The sequence below is a fragment of the Thiocystis violacea genome (assembly GCF_016583575.1).
Lineage (GTDB): Bacteria > Pseudomonadota > Gammaproteobacteria > Chromatiales > Chromatiaceae > Thiocystis > Thiocystis violacea.
Genome location: NZ_NRRG01000037.1, coordinates 19902 through 33608 on the forward strand (window position 1 = coordinate 19902; position 13707 = coordinate 33608).

Consider the following 13707-nt stretch of genomic DNA (forward strand, 5'->3'; position numbering starts at 1 on the left):
TCTTGAGGCCACTATCATTTATTGTATCAATTCGTTAGTAAAAACTATGCACTTTAGTGCAAGACTTTTAGTATACTCTCATTTATGAGGTCTTACAGAAAAGCATCGCACACTGTTCATGACTTGAAAGTCCACCTGATTTGGATTACGAAATACCGATACAAAGTATTGACGAAAGATATTGGTTTGCGTATTCGGGATCTGATTCGTCAAGTCTGCGACCAAAACGATATTCAAATTATCAAAGGCCGAGTCAGTAAAGATCATGTCCACTTATACATATCCTATCCTCCAAAACTGTCGGTAAGCGATATTGTTCGATTGTGTAAGGGTCGATCATCAAGGAAAATACAAGAAGAATTTCCGCAGCTTGGAAAAATCTATTGGGGTAAACATTTCTGGGGGATTGGGTATGCCGCTTTTAGTTCGGGTCATGTGACGGATGAGATGATACAGGAGTATTTGGAAAATCATGGTCAACACCCGAATCACAATGACGACGAGTTCGTGGTGGAATGACTTTCAGTCATCGGCTTTCAGTCGGCTTCGGCCGAAACGCTGACTTTCAGTCGCCATCGACTCACTCTTTAGTGAGTGTCTTTCAGTCGGCTTCAGCCGAAACGCGGCTTTCAGCCGCAATCCATACTATGGACTTCTAGTCCATAGTGATTGATTGCAACAAAGGATGTCGGCTATGGCCGAGATGCATTGGTTTACGACAACGGGCTGAAAGTCCCGCCGGGTGATACCCGCTTTAAGGTGGCGACTGCAAACGCCGTCTTGATTTGTGCTGAAGGCGGAAGTGCTGGCCGGAAGATCGGGGTTACTGATCGCGACATTTGTTTCGGCAACAAGCTTTTTGCGAACGAGGTCTGCGAGGGGATTCATCACCGATACATCTTCTACGTTTATCAAGCGCCAACGTTCTTTAAGGGGTTTGCCGCCAGAATGACCGGAATTATTGGCGGTATTGCGCGCAGTGCATTCCTTTCGCTGCCTATTCCCATTCCACCGCTTGCCGAGCAGAAGCGGATCGTGGCGAAGGTGGATGAGTTGATGGCGTTGTGTGATCGATTGGAGGCGGAGCAGGAGGAACGGGAGACGCGGTACACCGCGCTCGCACGCGCGTCGCTGGCCCGTTTTGCCGACGCGCCCACCCCGGCCAACCTCGATTTCCTCTTCCATTCATCCTTCAGCATTCAACCTTCAGACTTACGAAAGTCCATCCTCACCCTCGCCGTCCAAGGAAAACTCGTCACCCAGAACCCCGGCGACGAACCTGGCGAAACAATTCTCCAACGGATTCACTCAGGCGCCCCGCCCAAGAAGACTGGAAATGGATCGTCCGAGTGCAACGAGCAGGCCAAGCTCCCATTCGATCTCCCAAGTGGATGGTCACTTTCACAACTCGGCTCCATCCTGCTCCCGACACGAGGCATTTCCTACGGCGTCATCAAACTTGGTGCCGAGCCTCAGCAGGATGGAGTGTTCATTCTTCGGTGTAGCAACGTCCGCTTCCGAAGAATCGATTTAAATGGCATTCGGAAGGTGACGGAGCAGCTCTCGTCTGAGTATGGTCGAACCATACTCGAAGGGGGCGAGGTGCTAATCAACGTTCGCGGGACTCTCGGCGGATGCGCCGTGGTCCCCCCGGACTTGAAGGGATACAACATCGCACGCGAGGTCGCCGTGATTCCCGTCCATACGGAGATTGACCCGGCATTCATCCTCACTGTGATTGCGTCTCCATACTTTCAGGGCAGGGTCGAGGAGAACCTCCGTGGCATCGCCTACGAAGGTCTGAATCTTGGATTGTTGCGTGACTTTCTAGTCCCCATTCCACCCTTCGCTGAGCAGAAGCGGATCGTGGCCAAAGTGGATCAACTGATGGCCTTGGTCGACCAATTGGAAGCCCAACTCGCCACCTCCCGCGCCACCGCCGCGAATCTCCTCGAAGCCCTCGTCGCCGAACTCACCACGCAAGCCTGACCGATGCCGATGCGTCCACAACGACCTTTCGATCACGAAGCCACGCTCGATGAGTTCGCTGGCGTCGGCAAGCACTCCCGCTTCGACGCAACCATCGACGATGAGGAGATCACGGACATTCAGGTCATCTGCAAACGCGGCGACGAGGAAATCCCTCTGGCGAAGCCCAGCCGTGCCTTCTATTTTGGTGACCGCAAGCTCTATGAACAGGAAGCCAAGCGGTTCGATCAGCAGGAGAAGGCCCGTATCCTCAACACCGACCAGTTCCCGCGCAATCTGACTCGATTCGAGGAACTGAAGCGTGCTTGCCAACGCGGTTTCGTCATCCCGTTCGTGGGTGCCGGCATGTCCAAGGGCGCGGGATGCCCGGAGTGGAAAGAGTATCTTCTCAATCTCTGTGGAGATACTCGGCTCGATCGTGAGGCGATCCGGATTCGTCTTGAAGAAATGGACGATTACGAGGGAGTGATGAACGACCTTGTCACCGACCTTGGGGGAAACCGCTTCAACCTGGACTTCGAGCGCGACTTTCAGATCCCGGATGAGATCACCGGTGCCGTGACTCTGCTTCCGCGCCTGTTCGACAGTTGCGCCATCACCACCAATTTCGACCGAGTGCTCGAACGGGCCTATGAAAGCGACGGAAAGGCGTTCGTCGAAAAGGTTACAGGCAGGGGGCGTTCCAGCGCGTTCTTCCGAGCCATTCCAGCCGGCGAACGCTACCTGCTGAAGCTTCATGGCAATCTCGACAACGCGACCGAGCGCGTTCTGAACAAGGATGAATACGATGCTGCCTATGGCAACGGCGGGGACATCAACATGACTTTCCCACTGCCCAAGCTTCTGCGTCGGCTCTTCGTCAGCTACAGCTTTCTCTTTCTTGGGTGCAGTCTTTCCGTGGATCGGACCATCCTGACGTTGATGCGCGTCGCGCAACACGAGGGACTAGACAACCTCCCGCACCACTATGCCCTGCTCGCGAGCCCGGATGACATGGACAAGAAGAAGACCATCGATGACCGACTCGCCGAAGCACATGTCTCGCCGATCTGGTACCCCGATGGAGAACACGAGCACGTCGGGCAGATTCTTGCACTCTTGCTTGACTGACAGTCAACGAGAAGAACCCATCGACGCCTTTTCACGATGCCACCGGCGAGTCACTTGGGCTGACTTGATGGCTGGCGTGCCCCGTCCGAAGACGACTTCCTCATGATCGCCCCCCCCGGCAGCGTCTGACGAACAGCCAGTCCGTCAACCTTGACGCTCCGCGACCAAAAAAATCCAGCCGAACCCGAGGTCCGGCTGGAGGTTAGGCGTGAAGGCCACCCCGACAAGCCCTCACACGGAACGCGTTCCGGGCGTATTCCGGTCGCGTCGGACTCAGGCTCCCTCGGATTCACCCCCGTGCGTCGCGCTTGGGATCCGGCCCACCAAGGGTCGCAGATAGCGCCGGGGCAGTTCTTAGGCCATCCTCTCGACCTCGTTGCGCGAGAGGCCTTCCTCGTACACGACGATCACCGACCGCTCCTCGAAGAACTCCCGTGCGTCCGCGTCCAAGCCCGCCGCGAAGGCGGCGATGACGGGATCGACGGACACCAAACCCGCCACTCCATTCGAAGAACGTGTCATCCTTAGAGTTGTTCTAAGTGATATTATCTTAAATATTAGAAGCTTAAAAAATAGATAAAGCGATTCTTATTTGCGCGGAAATGGCGTATTTTTTGGTGGAGCCCTGAAATAAAGCCAGGAGTCTGAACCCTGGATCGTTGTTTGACGTTTTGATCTAAAAGATTTCGCACTTAGTCAACTCTCATTATCTTTCTGATGACCCAGTCGATGATCGTGATGAAGGCGTGAGGTATGGGTGAGCCCGTTGGATGAGCTGGAAACCCTGGAGATCCTGGAACTGAGCGCCGACGAATGGCTGAGCGATCGCCCCCCGGTGCTCCGGGGGGCGGTGCGTCATCCTCGAAGGCGGAACCAGTATTGGCAAGACCACCTACGTGCTCGATCACCTGGCCCCCGCGCGGCCCCTGATCTTGCTGCTGCCCACCGTCAGTCAGGTCGAGCAACTCGCGGCCACCCGGCCCGACCGTGATCTGACACTCGTCCATGGCCAGCGCCCGCTCGCCGACCTCCAACCCCCGATCATCGCCACCTACGACCAACTCGGCGCCATCGTCGCCCGGCTGGCGGGTGGCTGTGACGATTACCTCCTGGTGATGGACGAGGTCCATAAGCTCTATCAGGCCGGTGGCTACCGTCCCAAGGCCCTGCAAGGGATCCTCGATGCCCTCGCCACCCTCGGGCAATCGGGCGGTTTCGGCGGCTTCCTGGGGCTCTCGGCCACCCTGCAACCCGCGTTGCTGGAGATCCCGATCGACCAGTGGATCCGCGTGCGCAAACCCGCGCCCTGGGTACGCCAGGTGGCGATCGTGGAGTACGTGGATCTCCGCGCCTGGACCCAGACCCTGATCCGCCAGAACCTCTTGGATCCCGAGGCGCTCAACGTCATCCGCCTCAATGACAGCCAAGTCCTGCATGAGCTGGAAGCCTTCTTCAGCGCTCACGGGTATCGCTGCCTGGTCGTTCACAGCAAGATCCAGGACGAGGAAGACATCCAGCAGATGTTGGCCACCGAGTTGGTCACGGACTGTCAGCTCCTGCTCACCACCTCACTGCTCGATGAAGGGATCAACCTGCACAATCCCCAACTCGGCTGCGTGCACCTGATCGGGCCGGTCCACAGCGCCGAGCTGTGCCAGTTCCTGGGACGGTTTCGCCAGTGCAATCCCGAGGTCTTTCTCCACCTGGAGCGCCTGCCCGAGGCCGCCGCCCCGTGGGTGATCGCCGACGAACGCGCCCGGATGCAGACCATGCAGACCCTGGTTCATGGCACCTGGCTGGCCGCGATGGCGCTAACGGACACCTCACCCTCCCTGACCGCGCCGATGGTGCTGTCCCGCGTCAAGCGGTTGAATGCCACCTATCGGTGTTTCAGTGGTTTTGATCTCTTGTTGGCGCGCGTCCTCCCGGATGGGACGGTCGAGGTGCTCCCCAATCATCCGGGGTGGCTCGCCTACCTCTATGGACTCGATACCGACAATCACTACGGCTCGCTCGAAACCCTGCGCGCGCGCCTGGTCGCCCAACTGGAGCCCTGCGAGATCCTCCACTATCAGGTCGGCGAACCGCCGCCGGATCCGGCGTTGGGGGCGGCCTTCCAGACGGCAACCGCGCTGGCCGAGCAACAGCGCGAGTCCCTGGTCGAGGCGTTGGAACAGCGCCTGATCCGCCTGGTCGAGACGGGTGAGGCCGCCACCCCCTTCGAGGCGCTGGCCTCTCTCCTCGCGCTGGATGGACGCGCCCGGACCCATGAAGGCTCGCTGATCCAGGTCGCCTGGGAACTGGCCAACGAGGTGGTCATCGACCTGGAGAGCGCGTTCGCCATGCTGCGCGCCAACCATCAACGGCCGGGCTGGCGCTTCGTCAAAGGACTCGATGACGCCCTGGTGCGCGCCCTGCATCAGCGCCTGGCGGCCTGTCGGGCGCAAGACACGCCCGGCTATGACGGTCCCCTGAAGATTCCACGAGCGCTGGGTCGAACGCTGGTGCTGGAGGCGTTGCAGGACGTCTCGCGGCGGGATCCCCTCTACCAGGTGTCGGCCCAGCTCGTCGGCGAGTCCGCGCGCGGGGTCCGGTGTGAGCCGGATGGTCGCTATGACGTCACAGCTCAATTCGTGACCAAGCTGTTTCGCGATTACACCGACAGCGACATCGAGCGGCACCACTACCTGTATCGCGGTCCGGCCTGGGGTGGCTATCGCTATCGCGCCTTGGAGCCCGCCCGAGTGACCCGACGCCCGCCAACGCGGCGGTCGTCCCGATGACCGAAGCGATCCGGTGCGTCAACGATCCGGGGATGGCGATCCGCTGGTGCGTGGCGAAACTGCGGGATTATTAAAGGATGGGCCTATTTTCGACAGTTTCGCCGCCTGTTCGAGACAGTGAAACGCCCTTGGGGCTGATCGAGGCCGTGATGGCCTGACGACTTAAGATCCCCGACCCGCTTGAGGCGGGTCGAGGAAGTTTCTTGAAAAAGATAAAAAAAGATAAAAAAGATAAAAAAAGAAGGGTCTTCAGGCTCTCGATAGCTCTTGAATAAAGTCTTTAAACTTCAAGGCTTTAAACTTTTCATGCGCGTTCGGTGAACGGGGGGCTTCGAACCCAACGATTACAGATCAAATCGAGTTTTGCTACGTGTAAAAATCATTTTAGATCAAATGATTGAAGATACTATCAAGGGTTCGGACTCCTGGCTTTAGTTCCTGTTTCCACCAAAAACATACGCCGCTTCAGCACAAATAAGAATCACTACTATTTTTAACTAGTTGCTTTTAGAAAATATTTCTCGAAGTCACTCGAATGGTTACGTTGGAGCGCTCCGTCATCGAACCGTGATACACATCCGCAGACGCGCCAGTCATGGACTGATGTTTTAATGGGCTAGCTACCACGGGAAATCCCCGAGAGCCCACAAGAACCGCATGAGGAGCCGGAGCCCTCCTCATGCGATCCCGCTGGCGACGCCTCGCGCCTGCTTACGGCCCCCCATCCGATGAATCCGATGGATTCGCCGCCGTCGGGTTCTGGGTCGCCTGGGTCACGGAAGTGGCCACCGCCGCCGAGGCCGTGCGTAAGGCGTCATCGCTGAGATGGGCATAGCGCTGGGTGGTCTGAGCGCTGGCATGCCCCAGTAGATGTTGAACCTGATAGAGGGTCGCCCCCGCATTCACCGCCAGGGACGCAAAACTGTGACGCAGGTCGTGGATCCGCAAGTTCGTGATCCCAGCCGCCGCCAGCAGACGTCGGAAGCCCTTCTGCGGATTGTTGACCGGCCGCCCCGCCACCCGACCGGGAAAGACATAGGGATGGTCCTCGTGCCTCGGCTGGGCCTGCAGCAACGCCAGCGCCGCCGGATTCAGGACCACATAGCGCGAGCGCCCGCTCTTGGTGTCAGGCAGAAACAGCGTCCCCTGGTCCAGGTCGACGTGTTCCCAGCGCGCCTGGAGCGCCTCCTCTTTGCGCATCCCCGTCAACAGCAGGAACTTCAACGCCGCGACGATGACCTGATTGGGCTCCGCGTCCATCGCCTGAAACAGTCGCTGAAGCTCGTCCTGACTCAAATAGCGATGGCGTTGATTGTTCTCCTGGAACTTCTTCACCCCCAGACAAGGATTCTTGGCCAGACGCTCCCACGACACCGCCAGCTTGAACAGCTTCGCCAGCAGCGACAGATGGCGGTTGGCGGTGGCCGCGCAATGGCTGGTTTTGATCTCGCCGTGGTAGCGCTGAAGGTCACGGGTGGTGAGGGTGTCGAGGCGCTGGGCGCCGAAGCGCGGCAGCAGATGGACCCGCAACTTACTCTCATCCGAATCGGCGCTGCGCTTGTGCTGGCGCGCGTAGGGCAGGTACTCCTGCAAGGCAAACTCCGCGAAGGTCGGGATCGCCCGTAAGGCGATCTTCTCGGCCTGCGGGTCGCGTCCCTGATCGAGCTGATAGCGGCGTTCCAGCGCCTGCTGGCGCGCCTCGGTCACCGACAAGGCGCCCTGCTCGCCGAGCTTCACCGCCCGTTTCTGGCCGTTGACGCTATAGCGGAAGTAGAAGAACTTGCGCCCGCTCTTCGACACCAGCAGCTTGAGTCCGGCCACCTCGGTATCGCTGTACTCGCCCTCGGTCGCACGGGCCTCCTTGGGATGGGGTGGGAGTTGATCGATCCGCTTCTGAGTGAATTTGAAACGTGACGGGATGGGGGGCGTGGTCGTCATGGCGAGAGCCTCCGATCGAAAGGGCCATGGAAAAAAAGAAGCCGCCTGAGCGGCGGCTGTTCGAGGTTCAAGAAGAAGGCCAGGGGACGAGCGCGTCATCGGAGTGCGGGTGTTGCCGGGGGCGGTTCCTCGTCTTTCCAGTCCCTGGATCTGGTCAGGCCGACGGGGGCGGCACCGTGGTGATGAACAACCACGGCACCGCCATCACGCGATGACGCCTCCGTGCGCCGGTGACGCGCTTCTGGCGCCCGGTCCATGCCCGGGGCGGTGGTCGTCAGGAAGGGCTAGCGCGGACACTGTCCGCCGCCAGCCGCTTCCGGAAGGCCGGATCGAGCGTGGCCGACTTCGGCACGATCAGGATCAGGTCGGCCTCGTGGTTGGCCGGGACCACCAGGGCATAGAAGGTCGGCTGCTCCTCGACGTACTCGACCACCGCGAAGAGGTCATCGAGCGTCTCGTGCGCGTGCGGCCGCCGTCCCCAGCACGCCTCCCAGCAGGCCGGCAAGACCGCCTCCTCGGGATCCAGCCGCCAGAAGCTCACCGCCAAGCCCTCCGCGAACAGTTCCCCCATCCGCGCCTCCAGCCAGGTGCGGATCGCCGGCTCGCCGACCCGCCCCAGTTCACTCGGTCGATCGATCCGAACCATCGCGGGCCTCCCGGCGTTGCAGATAAGCGAGCGTCAGTGTCCGGGCCAGCGCCTCCGCCTCGTCGCGCGGTAACCCCGCGTCATACTCGACGACCGCCGCCCGCTCCTCGAAGAACTCCCGCGCATCCGGATCCAGCGTGACGACCCAGGCGCCGAGGGCGAGATCGCGCGTGATGGGCATGGCGAACCTCCTCAGTAGTCTTCCGGCATCAGCACCGTGGTGGCCGAACGATCGGCCTCGGTGATGATCCACACCCGCACCGCCTCGCTGAGGCGGTAACTGGAGAACAGCCGCGCGCCGTCGTGCAACGCGTCCTGGTTGGCCTGGACATCGGCGGGATCCAGCTCGCCCCAGTCGCCCTGGACGTGGCGCTGGAGCAGCGACAGGGTGTCGACGTTGTGGGTCGCCAACACCTGCACCGCATGGGGCGTGGCCAACAGGCGCCCGAGTGGAAACAGCGGGGGTTGCGGCGACTCGGGCGCGGTCGACGCGGTGGTAAGGGTCATGATGAGATCTCCGAGGGCGAAGGTGAGCGAGAACAAGGACAACAGGGATCGGGGCGGCACACGGACCGCTCGCGCGCTGGCGAGCGGCGTGACGAGGGGAAACGTTCGCCGATGTCCAGAAGGACACCGCACCATGGGCTGTAAGGTGGACATGGGCACTCCTGAACAGCGGTGACGGTAAGGGCTTCATGACGGGGCGCTGGCCCGCTTGGCGCGTTGGCGCTGGCGCGTCAGCGGTTTCGCCATCGGATCCGGGGCCGCCACCGCCACACAGGCTCCATCCGCCCGGTATTGGCGCTGGGTCGCTTCCCAGTCGCTCCAGCCCTCGGCGAGGACATGCTGATGGGCCGGATCGCCGGGCTTGAGCAGGCCAAGATGACGCAGGATCGCGGCCAGGAAGCCGCCGTTGTTGATCGAACGGTTGCTGTAGGCGGCCCGCAACACCGGCGTCGGGAAGGACTGTCCGCTGTCTCGGTAAGCGGCGAGCCGCTCCTGCAGGCGGGGCAAGGCGACCCACTCGGCGCTGAAGTAACCGCCGCCTTCGTTGGCCGTGACCGCGAGGTAGACCGTGCCGGAGTCGCCGACGCCGATCTGATAGGTCATCTGGCCGATGGCGCGTTCGCTAAGCTTGGGGATGCTGTGCTGGGCGATCGGGGTGATGGGTTCGGGGGCGGGGCTGGTAGCCTTGGTCATCGCACAAACTCCTGATCATGGATCAAAGAAAAACGCCCGCTCCAGTGACTGGGAACGGGCGTTCGAGGGGGCGCCTGGTGGTTGGCGAGACCAGGTCGCGCGATCGATCGTTAGGGCCAGAAAACGACCCACTGGATCATAGACATGATATGGCCGTGACCGGGGGGGACTCTGACGCCCTCGCGGTCCGGGCTACAGCAGCCCGCGTTCGGCGAAGGACACACCCGCGCCATCGCCGACGATGACGTGATCGAGCACCCGCACCTCGATCAACGCCAAGGCGTCCTTGAGGCGCTGGGTGAGGCGCAGATCCGCCTGGCTCGGTTCGGCCACGCCCGAGGGATGGTTGTGGGCGAAGATGACGGCGGCGGCGTTGGTCTCGATCACCCGGCGGATCACCTCGCGCGGATGGACGCTCGCCCCGTCGAGGGTGCCGCGAAACAGCTCCTCGTAGAGGATCACGCGATGGCGGTTGTCGAGGAAGAGGATCGAGAAAACTTCATAGGCGAGGCCCGCGAGGCGCAGTTTGAGATAGTCGCGAGTGGCCTCCGGGCTGGTGAGCGCGTCCTGTTTGACCAGATAGTGGCGTTCCAGACAGTGGATCGCCTGGGCGATCAGGGTCTGGTCCTCCTCCGTCAGGATCCGTGCGCGTTGGGTGTCTGGTGGTAACAGCCGGGTACGCGATGTGCGTTTCATGGAAGGATCTCCTGGACATGAGCCGAGATGACCGTCTGGGTCATTGCCCGGTTCTGAGCGATCAACGAAAAAGGCCCACTCCAGGACGCTGGAGTGGGCCTTTACATGTTTGACAGGGGCTGGATGAGTGAACCCTCAAGTCCGCCTTGATCGGTGGCGATCCGCGCGCGTGATGTCGTTCACCGTCTTGGGAAACAACCCGGTCGGATCATAGATATGATATGGGACTGAGGGTGTAGGGTGTGACGCTGGCGCCTGACAGATCGTTATTCAGACTGTATAAGGAAAATAGCATGAATGATTCCGTGGTCGACTTTTCTTCTTTTTCCTCGGTGTATTGGAGGGGCTCTCGTCAACTCAAGCTTCTTGAGCAGGATCTAGTCGCGTGCTCTCAGAATATGCGTCAGCCGGATTACGAGAAAATCCATAAAAAGGTCAATCTCTCACTCAAAAAACTGCTTGAATCTGATTATGGCCGCGTCTTGCATCACTCAATATCGCTGGACTCGATCTTAGAAGAGCTTGAACAGGGTTTGCGCGATTTGATCGTCTCCATGTCCGAGTCCGAGTCCGAGTCCGAGTCCGAGTCCGAGTCCGAAAAAGCCTTCTTGAATGATTGCCTTGAACCCTATCGCGTCGCTGTGCGTGCTTTTCATTTCTGGGGTCGAGCGGGAGGGGTCTTTGCCCGCCACCGTGAAATTGGGCGGTATGTGTCCAAAGAAGAATTCACCCAAACCGCCGAGGCTATTCACTCAACAACAGGCGCTCTTATCCATGAGATTGAGCAGATGCTTTGGCTCGGCCTTTTCCAGGCAGTGTACGCTGCTGAAATCGTAAAGCGTACTGAGACGTTTCTTGAGCGACTGTACGCTTTTGATGGGGTGTTCAGTAAGGTTGATCTGGCGCCCAGCCCTCAACGTCACAGGGATATTTTCAATAATGATTATCGATCTATTGCTCGCCAATTTACACAATCGATGGGGTTGATGTGCTTTGAGTTATTTGGACATCTGCGTCCCCAGACGCTTCGTCACTTGCTCGATATCAAAGTCACTACAGCTGAGCGACTGGGCTTGCTGCATTGGGAAAAGATGGTCGAATTTGAGCGTGCTGTTGATATGAAAGATTCTTCCCGAATGCTCCGTGAAGAGATCGAAAGCCTCAGTAGACGTGTCGTGAGGCGCGCCAAACGAGCGAATTGGCCGATGCTAACGATCATTGAGCATTTCAACAAGACACGGGCACCCCGTCCGTCCTGATAACCCGTTGCACTGTCCTGAGTCAGGAGTCTCCTCCTCGCTCAGGCGGTGCGGCAGGACTCCAAGCCGTTGCCGCACCCAAGCGACATCACCCCGGTTCGCTTGGGTTCGTCCCCTTCCGAGGCTGGCGGCGGCTCGACACGGCGACGCCTCCCGCGCGCGTTGTGCGGTTCTGGTCTGCCGCGACAGTCGGCACCGGCACCGCGATCTACACGGGCTATTCTCCGCCCTAGGCCCGTCGGTTCCTCTGTTTAGACCTGGATCTGACGCGACGTCCATTCGCGACTCTGGAATCTTAAATCAATCACTTAGCCTTCTAACTGGCTCATTACAGGCCGGTGTTTGATGTCCCGCCGTCCTGTCCTTGCCGGGTCTACGAGTCTCCGGCCCCCTGTTTAGGCCATCTGAGCCTGCGTATGCTGACCGCCGTTGACACTCACACGGCCCTCAGAGGTACGCATGAAATCAACCTTCTCTCCTATTCCGCTGCCGCCGCCCCGTGCTGCGGCTCGGCGGCAAACCGAGCGTCCCATCGCGGGTATCACGGGCTTATTCCTCGCCACGTATCCCTCCGGTCGCCGCACCTACATCTTCCGCTACCGCGACCCGCTCACCGGTCGTAAGCGTAGTCTGACGCTCGGGAGAGCGGACTGATGTCGCGGTGTCGACGCTTATCTTTGACGATGGCCGTGTTCCAGGCCGCGCAGTATCAGGAACTGCTCGCTCAGGGGGTGGATCCGCGCGTGCTGGCCGTGGTGTTGGGCGAGTTTTTCGATCGCTCCCACCTGCTCGCCATCCAACATGCGCAGCGTTCCTGGCGCTCGACGCTCTCGCGCTTCAATCGTCATATCCGTCCGACTCTGGGTGAGCGCGCGCTCGGTTCGATCACGCTGGCGGAGCTGCAACGGTTCATCGATGGACTGGCCGCCGCTGGATATGCCGCCGCGACCATCAACCGGATCATCGCCTTGCTCAAGGTCATCTTCAAGCGAGCCTGTCAACATGGTGTGCTCCAGGTCAATCCCACGTTGGGACTCTCTTTGTTTCAGGAGCGTAACCACCGGGGGCGGATTCTACGCGAGGACGAGTATCCCGCCTTCTTCGACGCGCTCGGTGACGCGCCTCCCCTGGTGCGCGCGCTGGTCTACTTGCTCCTGGTGACGGGAATGCGTCTCTCCGAAGCGCTCAGCGCTCGCTGGGAGGATGTCGATTTTGCCCGGAATCTGCTGCGCTTGCCCGACACCAAAAACGGTCGATCGCGCCTGGTGCCGCTCTCCCCGGCAGCGATTGGCATCCTCGCTCAACTGCGTGAGCACCAGCGCAACGCCTGGCTGTTTCCAGGACGGGGGGACGGTCACATGACGCGCCCCTCACGCGCGTTCCGTCGCGTGCTCGCACAGGCCGGGATCGACGGGCTCTGGATCCATGATCTACGGCGCACCTTCGCGACCCTGGCCGCTCAACAGCGCTCGCTCAGCGACGTCAGTCGCCTGCTCGGTCATTCCAGTGTCCAGGTGACCGAACGCTACATCGTCACCGCCGATGCCCGCCTCGCGGCCACCGCCGCCGTGGTGGGCGATGTCTTCGCGTCATATCTGCCGCCGGGTCCCGGCGAGGAGGGTCGCGATGGCCTAGCGTGAGATGTCGCTGCCCAAGGTCGAGCGGGTTTCTCGGTCGAGATTCCGCCATTTACCAGTTGTTTATTGTGAGGATAGTTTGATGAGTAAAACCATTCGCGCCGTGCTGTTGCCAAACATGAACAGCGTGCTGATCGCGCTGATTGCGCAAGTCGTTGGGTTTGAGAACGGGGTGGGGCTCTTGAACGATCGCGGCAAAATGATCGGCTGGATCGATATTCCAGCCCAAGATCCGGAGCTTCGCCAGAATCAGTTCGAGCGCGTGCTCGGCGAGTTCAATGCCATCCTCAACGATCCGCGTCACGCCCAGCAGCCTGACTATGCGCACCTCAATGAGGAAGGGGCGGCGTAACCGCCGACAGCGTCCACGAGCGAGCCATCCGTCGCCGGTGGTCCCCCTGGGTTCCTTGATCCCGCGAGGGGGGGCGATGGAGCCCGCTGGAAGAGCC

General features: G+C 60.1%; 15 protein-coding genes. 8 read left to right on the forward strand and 7 right to left on the reverse strand.

The features are described 5' to 3' along the window. Positions 1-84 precede the first annotated feature (84 nt). The 3 genes from tnpA (at position 85) to CKO27_RS16315 (ending at position 3099) form a co-directional block, all read left to right on the forward strand. Positions 85-519, forward strand: a complete 435-nt coding sequence (gene tnpA / locus CKO27_RS16305; RefSeq protein ID WP_200375972.1) for an IS200/IS605 family transposase — start codon at positions 85-87, stop codon at positions 517-519. 150 nt (positions 520-669) lie between these two features. Continuing rightward, complete coding sequence (locus CKO27_RS16310; RefSeq protein WP_207280875.1) at positions 670-1989, forward strand: restriction endonuclease subunit S; 1320 nt, start codon at positions 670-672, stop codon at positions 1987-1989. Positions 1990-1992: 3 nt separating this feature from the next. Next, entirely contained in the window at positions 1993-3099 is a 1107-nt protein-coding gene (locus CKO27_RS16315) for an SIR2 family protein (protein WP_200375974.1), read from the forward strand. 354 nt (positions 3100-3453) lie between these two features. Here CKO27_RS16315 and CKO27_RS25015 read toward each other — a convergent pair whose 3' ends face one another. After that, positions 3454-3588 (reverse strand): hypothetical protein, encoded by a 135-nt coding sequence (locus CKO27_RS25015; protein ID WP_276570173.1) that lies wholly within the window; start codon positions 3586-3588, stop codon positions 3454-3456. A 407-nt stretch (positions 3589-3995) separates the two neighbouring features. Here CKO27_RS25015 and CKO27_RS16320 point away from each other — a divergent pair, with 407 nt between their 5' ends. Continuing rightward, positions 3996-5882, forward strand: a complete 1887-nt coding sequence (locus tag CKO27_RS16320) for a DEAD/DEAH box helicase (RefSeq protein ID WP_200375975.1) — start codon at positions 3996-3998, stop codon at positions 5880-5882. Between the two features lie 711 nt (positions 5883-6593). Here CKO27_RS16320 and CKO27_RS16325 read toward each other — a convergent pair. Next, a complete protein-coding gene (locus tag CKO27_RS16325) occupies positions 6594-7820 on the reverse strand; it encodes a site-specific integrase (RefSeq protein ID WP_200375976.1) in 1227 nt (408 codons plus the stop codon). Between the two features lie 26 nt (positions 7821-7846). On the opposite strand from CKO27_RS16325, the gene CKO27_RS16330 reads away from it, so the two are divergent. Next, positions 7847-8035 carry a hypothetical protein gene (locus CKO27_RS16330; RefSeq protein ID WP_200375977.1) on the forward strand — a complete coding sequence of 63 codons (189 nt, stop codon included), beginning with the start codon at positions 7847-7849 and terminating at the stop codon, positions 8033-8035. Positions 8036-8094: 59 nt separating this feature from the next. Here CKO27_RS16330 and CKO27_RS16335 read toward each other — a convergent pair whose 3' ends face one another. From CKO27_RS16335 to radC, 5 genes are all read right to left on the reverse strand, one after another. Beyond that, positions 8095-8466 carry a hypothetical protein gene (locus CKO27_RS16335; RefSeq protein WP_200375978.1) on the reverse strand — a complete coding sequence of 124 codons (372 nt, stop codon included), beginning with the start codon at positions 8464-8466 and terminating at the stop codon, positions 8095-8097. Continuing rightward, positions 8441-8647 (reverse strand): hypothetical protein, encoded by a 207-nt coding sequence (locus CKO27_RS16340; RefSeq protein ID WP_200375979.1) that lies wholly within the window; start codon positions 8645-8647, stop codon positions 8441-8443. Before CKO27_RS16340 ends, CKO27_RS16335 begins: the two co-directional genes overlap by 26 nt. An 11-nt stretch (positions 8648-8658) precedes the next feature. Further along, positions 8659-8973: a hypothetical protein gene (locus tag CKO27_RS16345; RefSeq protein WP_200375980.1), complete on the reverse strand. Its 315-nt coding sequence runs from the start codon at positions 8971-8973 to the stop codon at positions 8659-8661. A 186-nt stretch (positions 8974-9159) separates the two neighbouring features. Beyond that, positions 9160-9666 carry a hypothetical protein gene (locus CKO27_RS16350; RefSeq protein WP_200375981.1) on the reverse strand — a complete coding sequence of 169 codons (507 nt, stop codon included), beginning with the start codon at positions 9664-9666 and terminating at the stop codon, positions 9160-9162. A 192-nt stretch (positions 9667-9858) separates the two neighbouring features. Then, positions 9859-10362, reverse strand: a complete 504-nt coding sequence (radC, locus tag CKO27_RS16355; RefSeq protein WP_200375982.1) for a RadC family protein — start codon at positions 10360-10362, stop codon at positions 9859-9861. 293 nt (positions 10363-10655) lie between these two features. Here radC and CKO27_RS16360 point away from each other — a divergent pair, with 293 nt between their 5' ends. From CKO27_RS16360 to CKO27_RS16370, 3 genes are all read left to right on the forward strand, one after another. After that, positions 10656-11621 (forward strand): hypothetical protein, encoded by a 966-nt coding sequence (locus tag CKO27_RS16360; protein ID WP_200375983.1) that lies wholly within the window; start codon positions 10656-10658, stop codon positions 11619-11621. Positions 11622-12304: 683 nt separating this feature from the next. Then, positions 12305-13261: a tyrosine-type recombinase/integrase gene (locus CKO27_RS16365; RefSeq protein ID WP_200375984.1), complete on the forward strand. Its 957-nt coding sequence runs from the start codon at positions 12305-12307 to the stop codon at positions 13259-13261. A 79-nt stretch (positions 13262-13340) separates the two neighbouring features. Then, on the forward strand, positions 13341-13610 hold the full coding sequence (locus CKO27_RS16370) for a hypothetical protein (protein ID WP_200375985.1): 270 nt from the start codon (positions 13341-13343) through the stop codon (positions 13608-13610). Positions 13611-13707 lie beyond the last annotated feature (97 nt).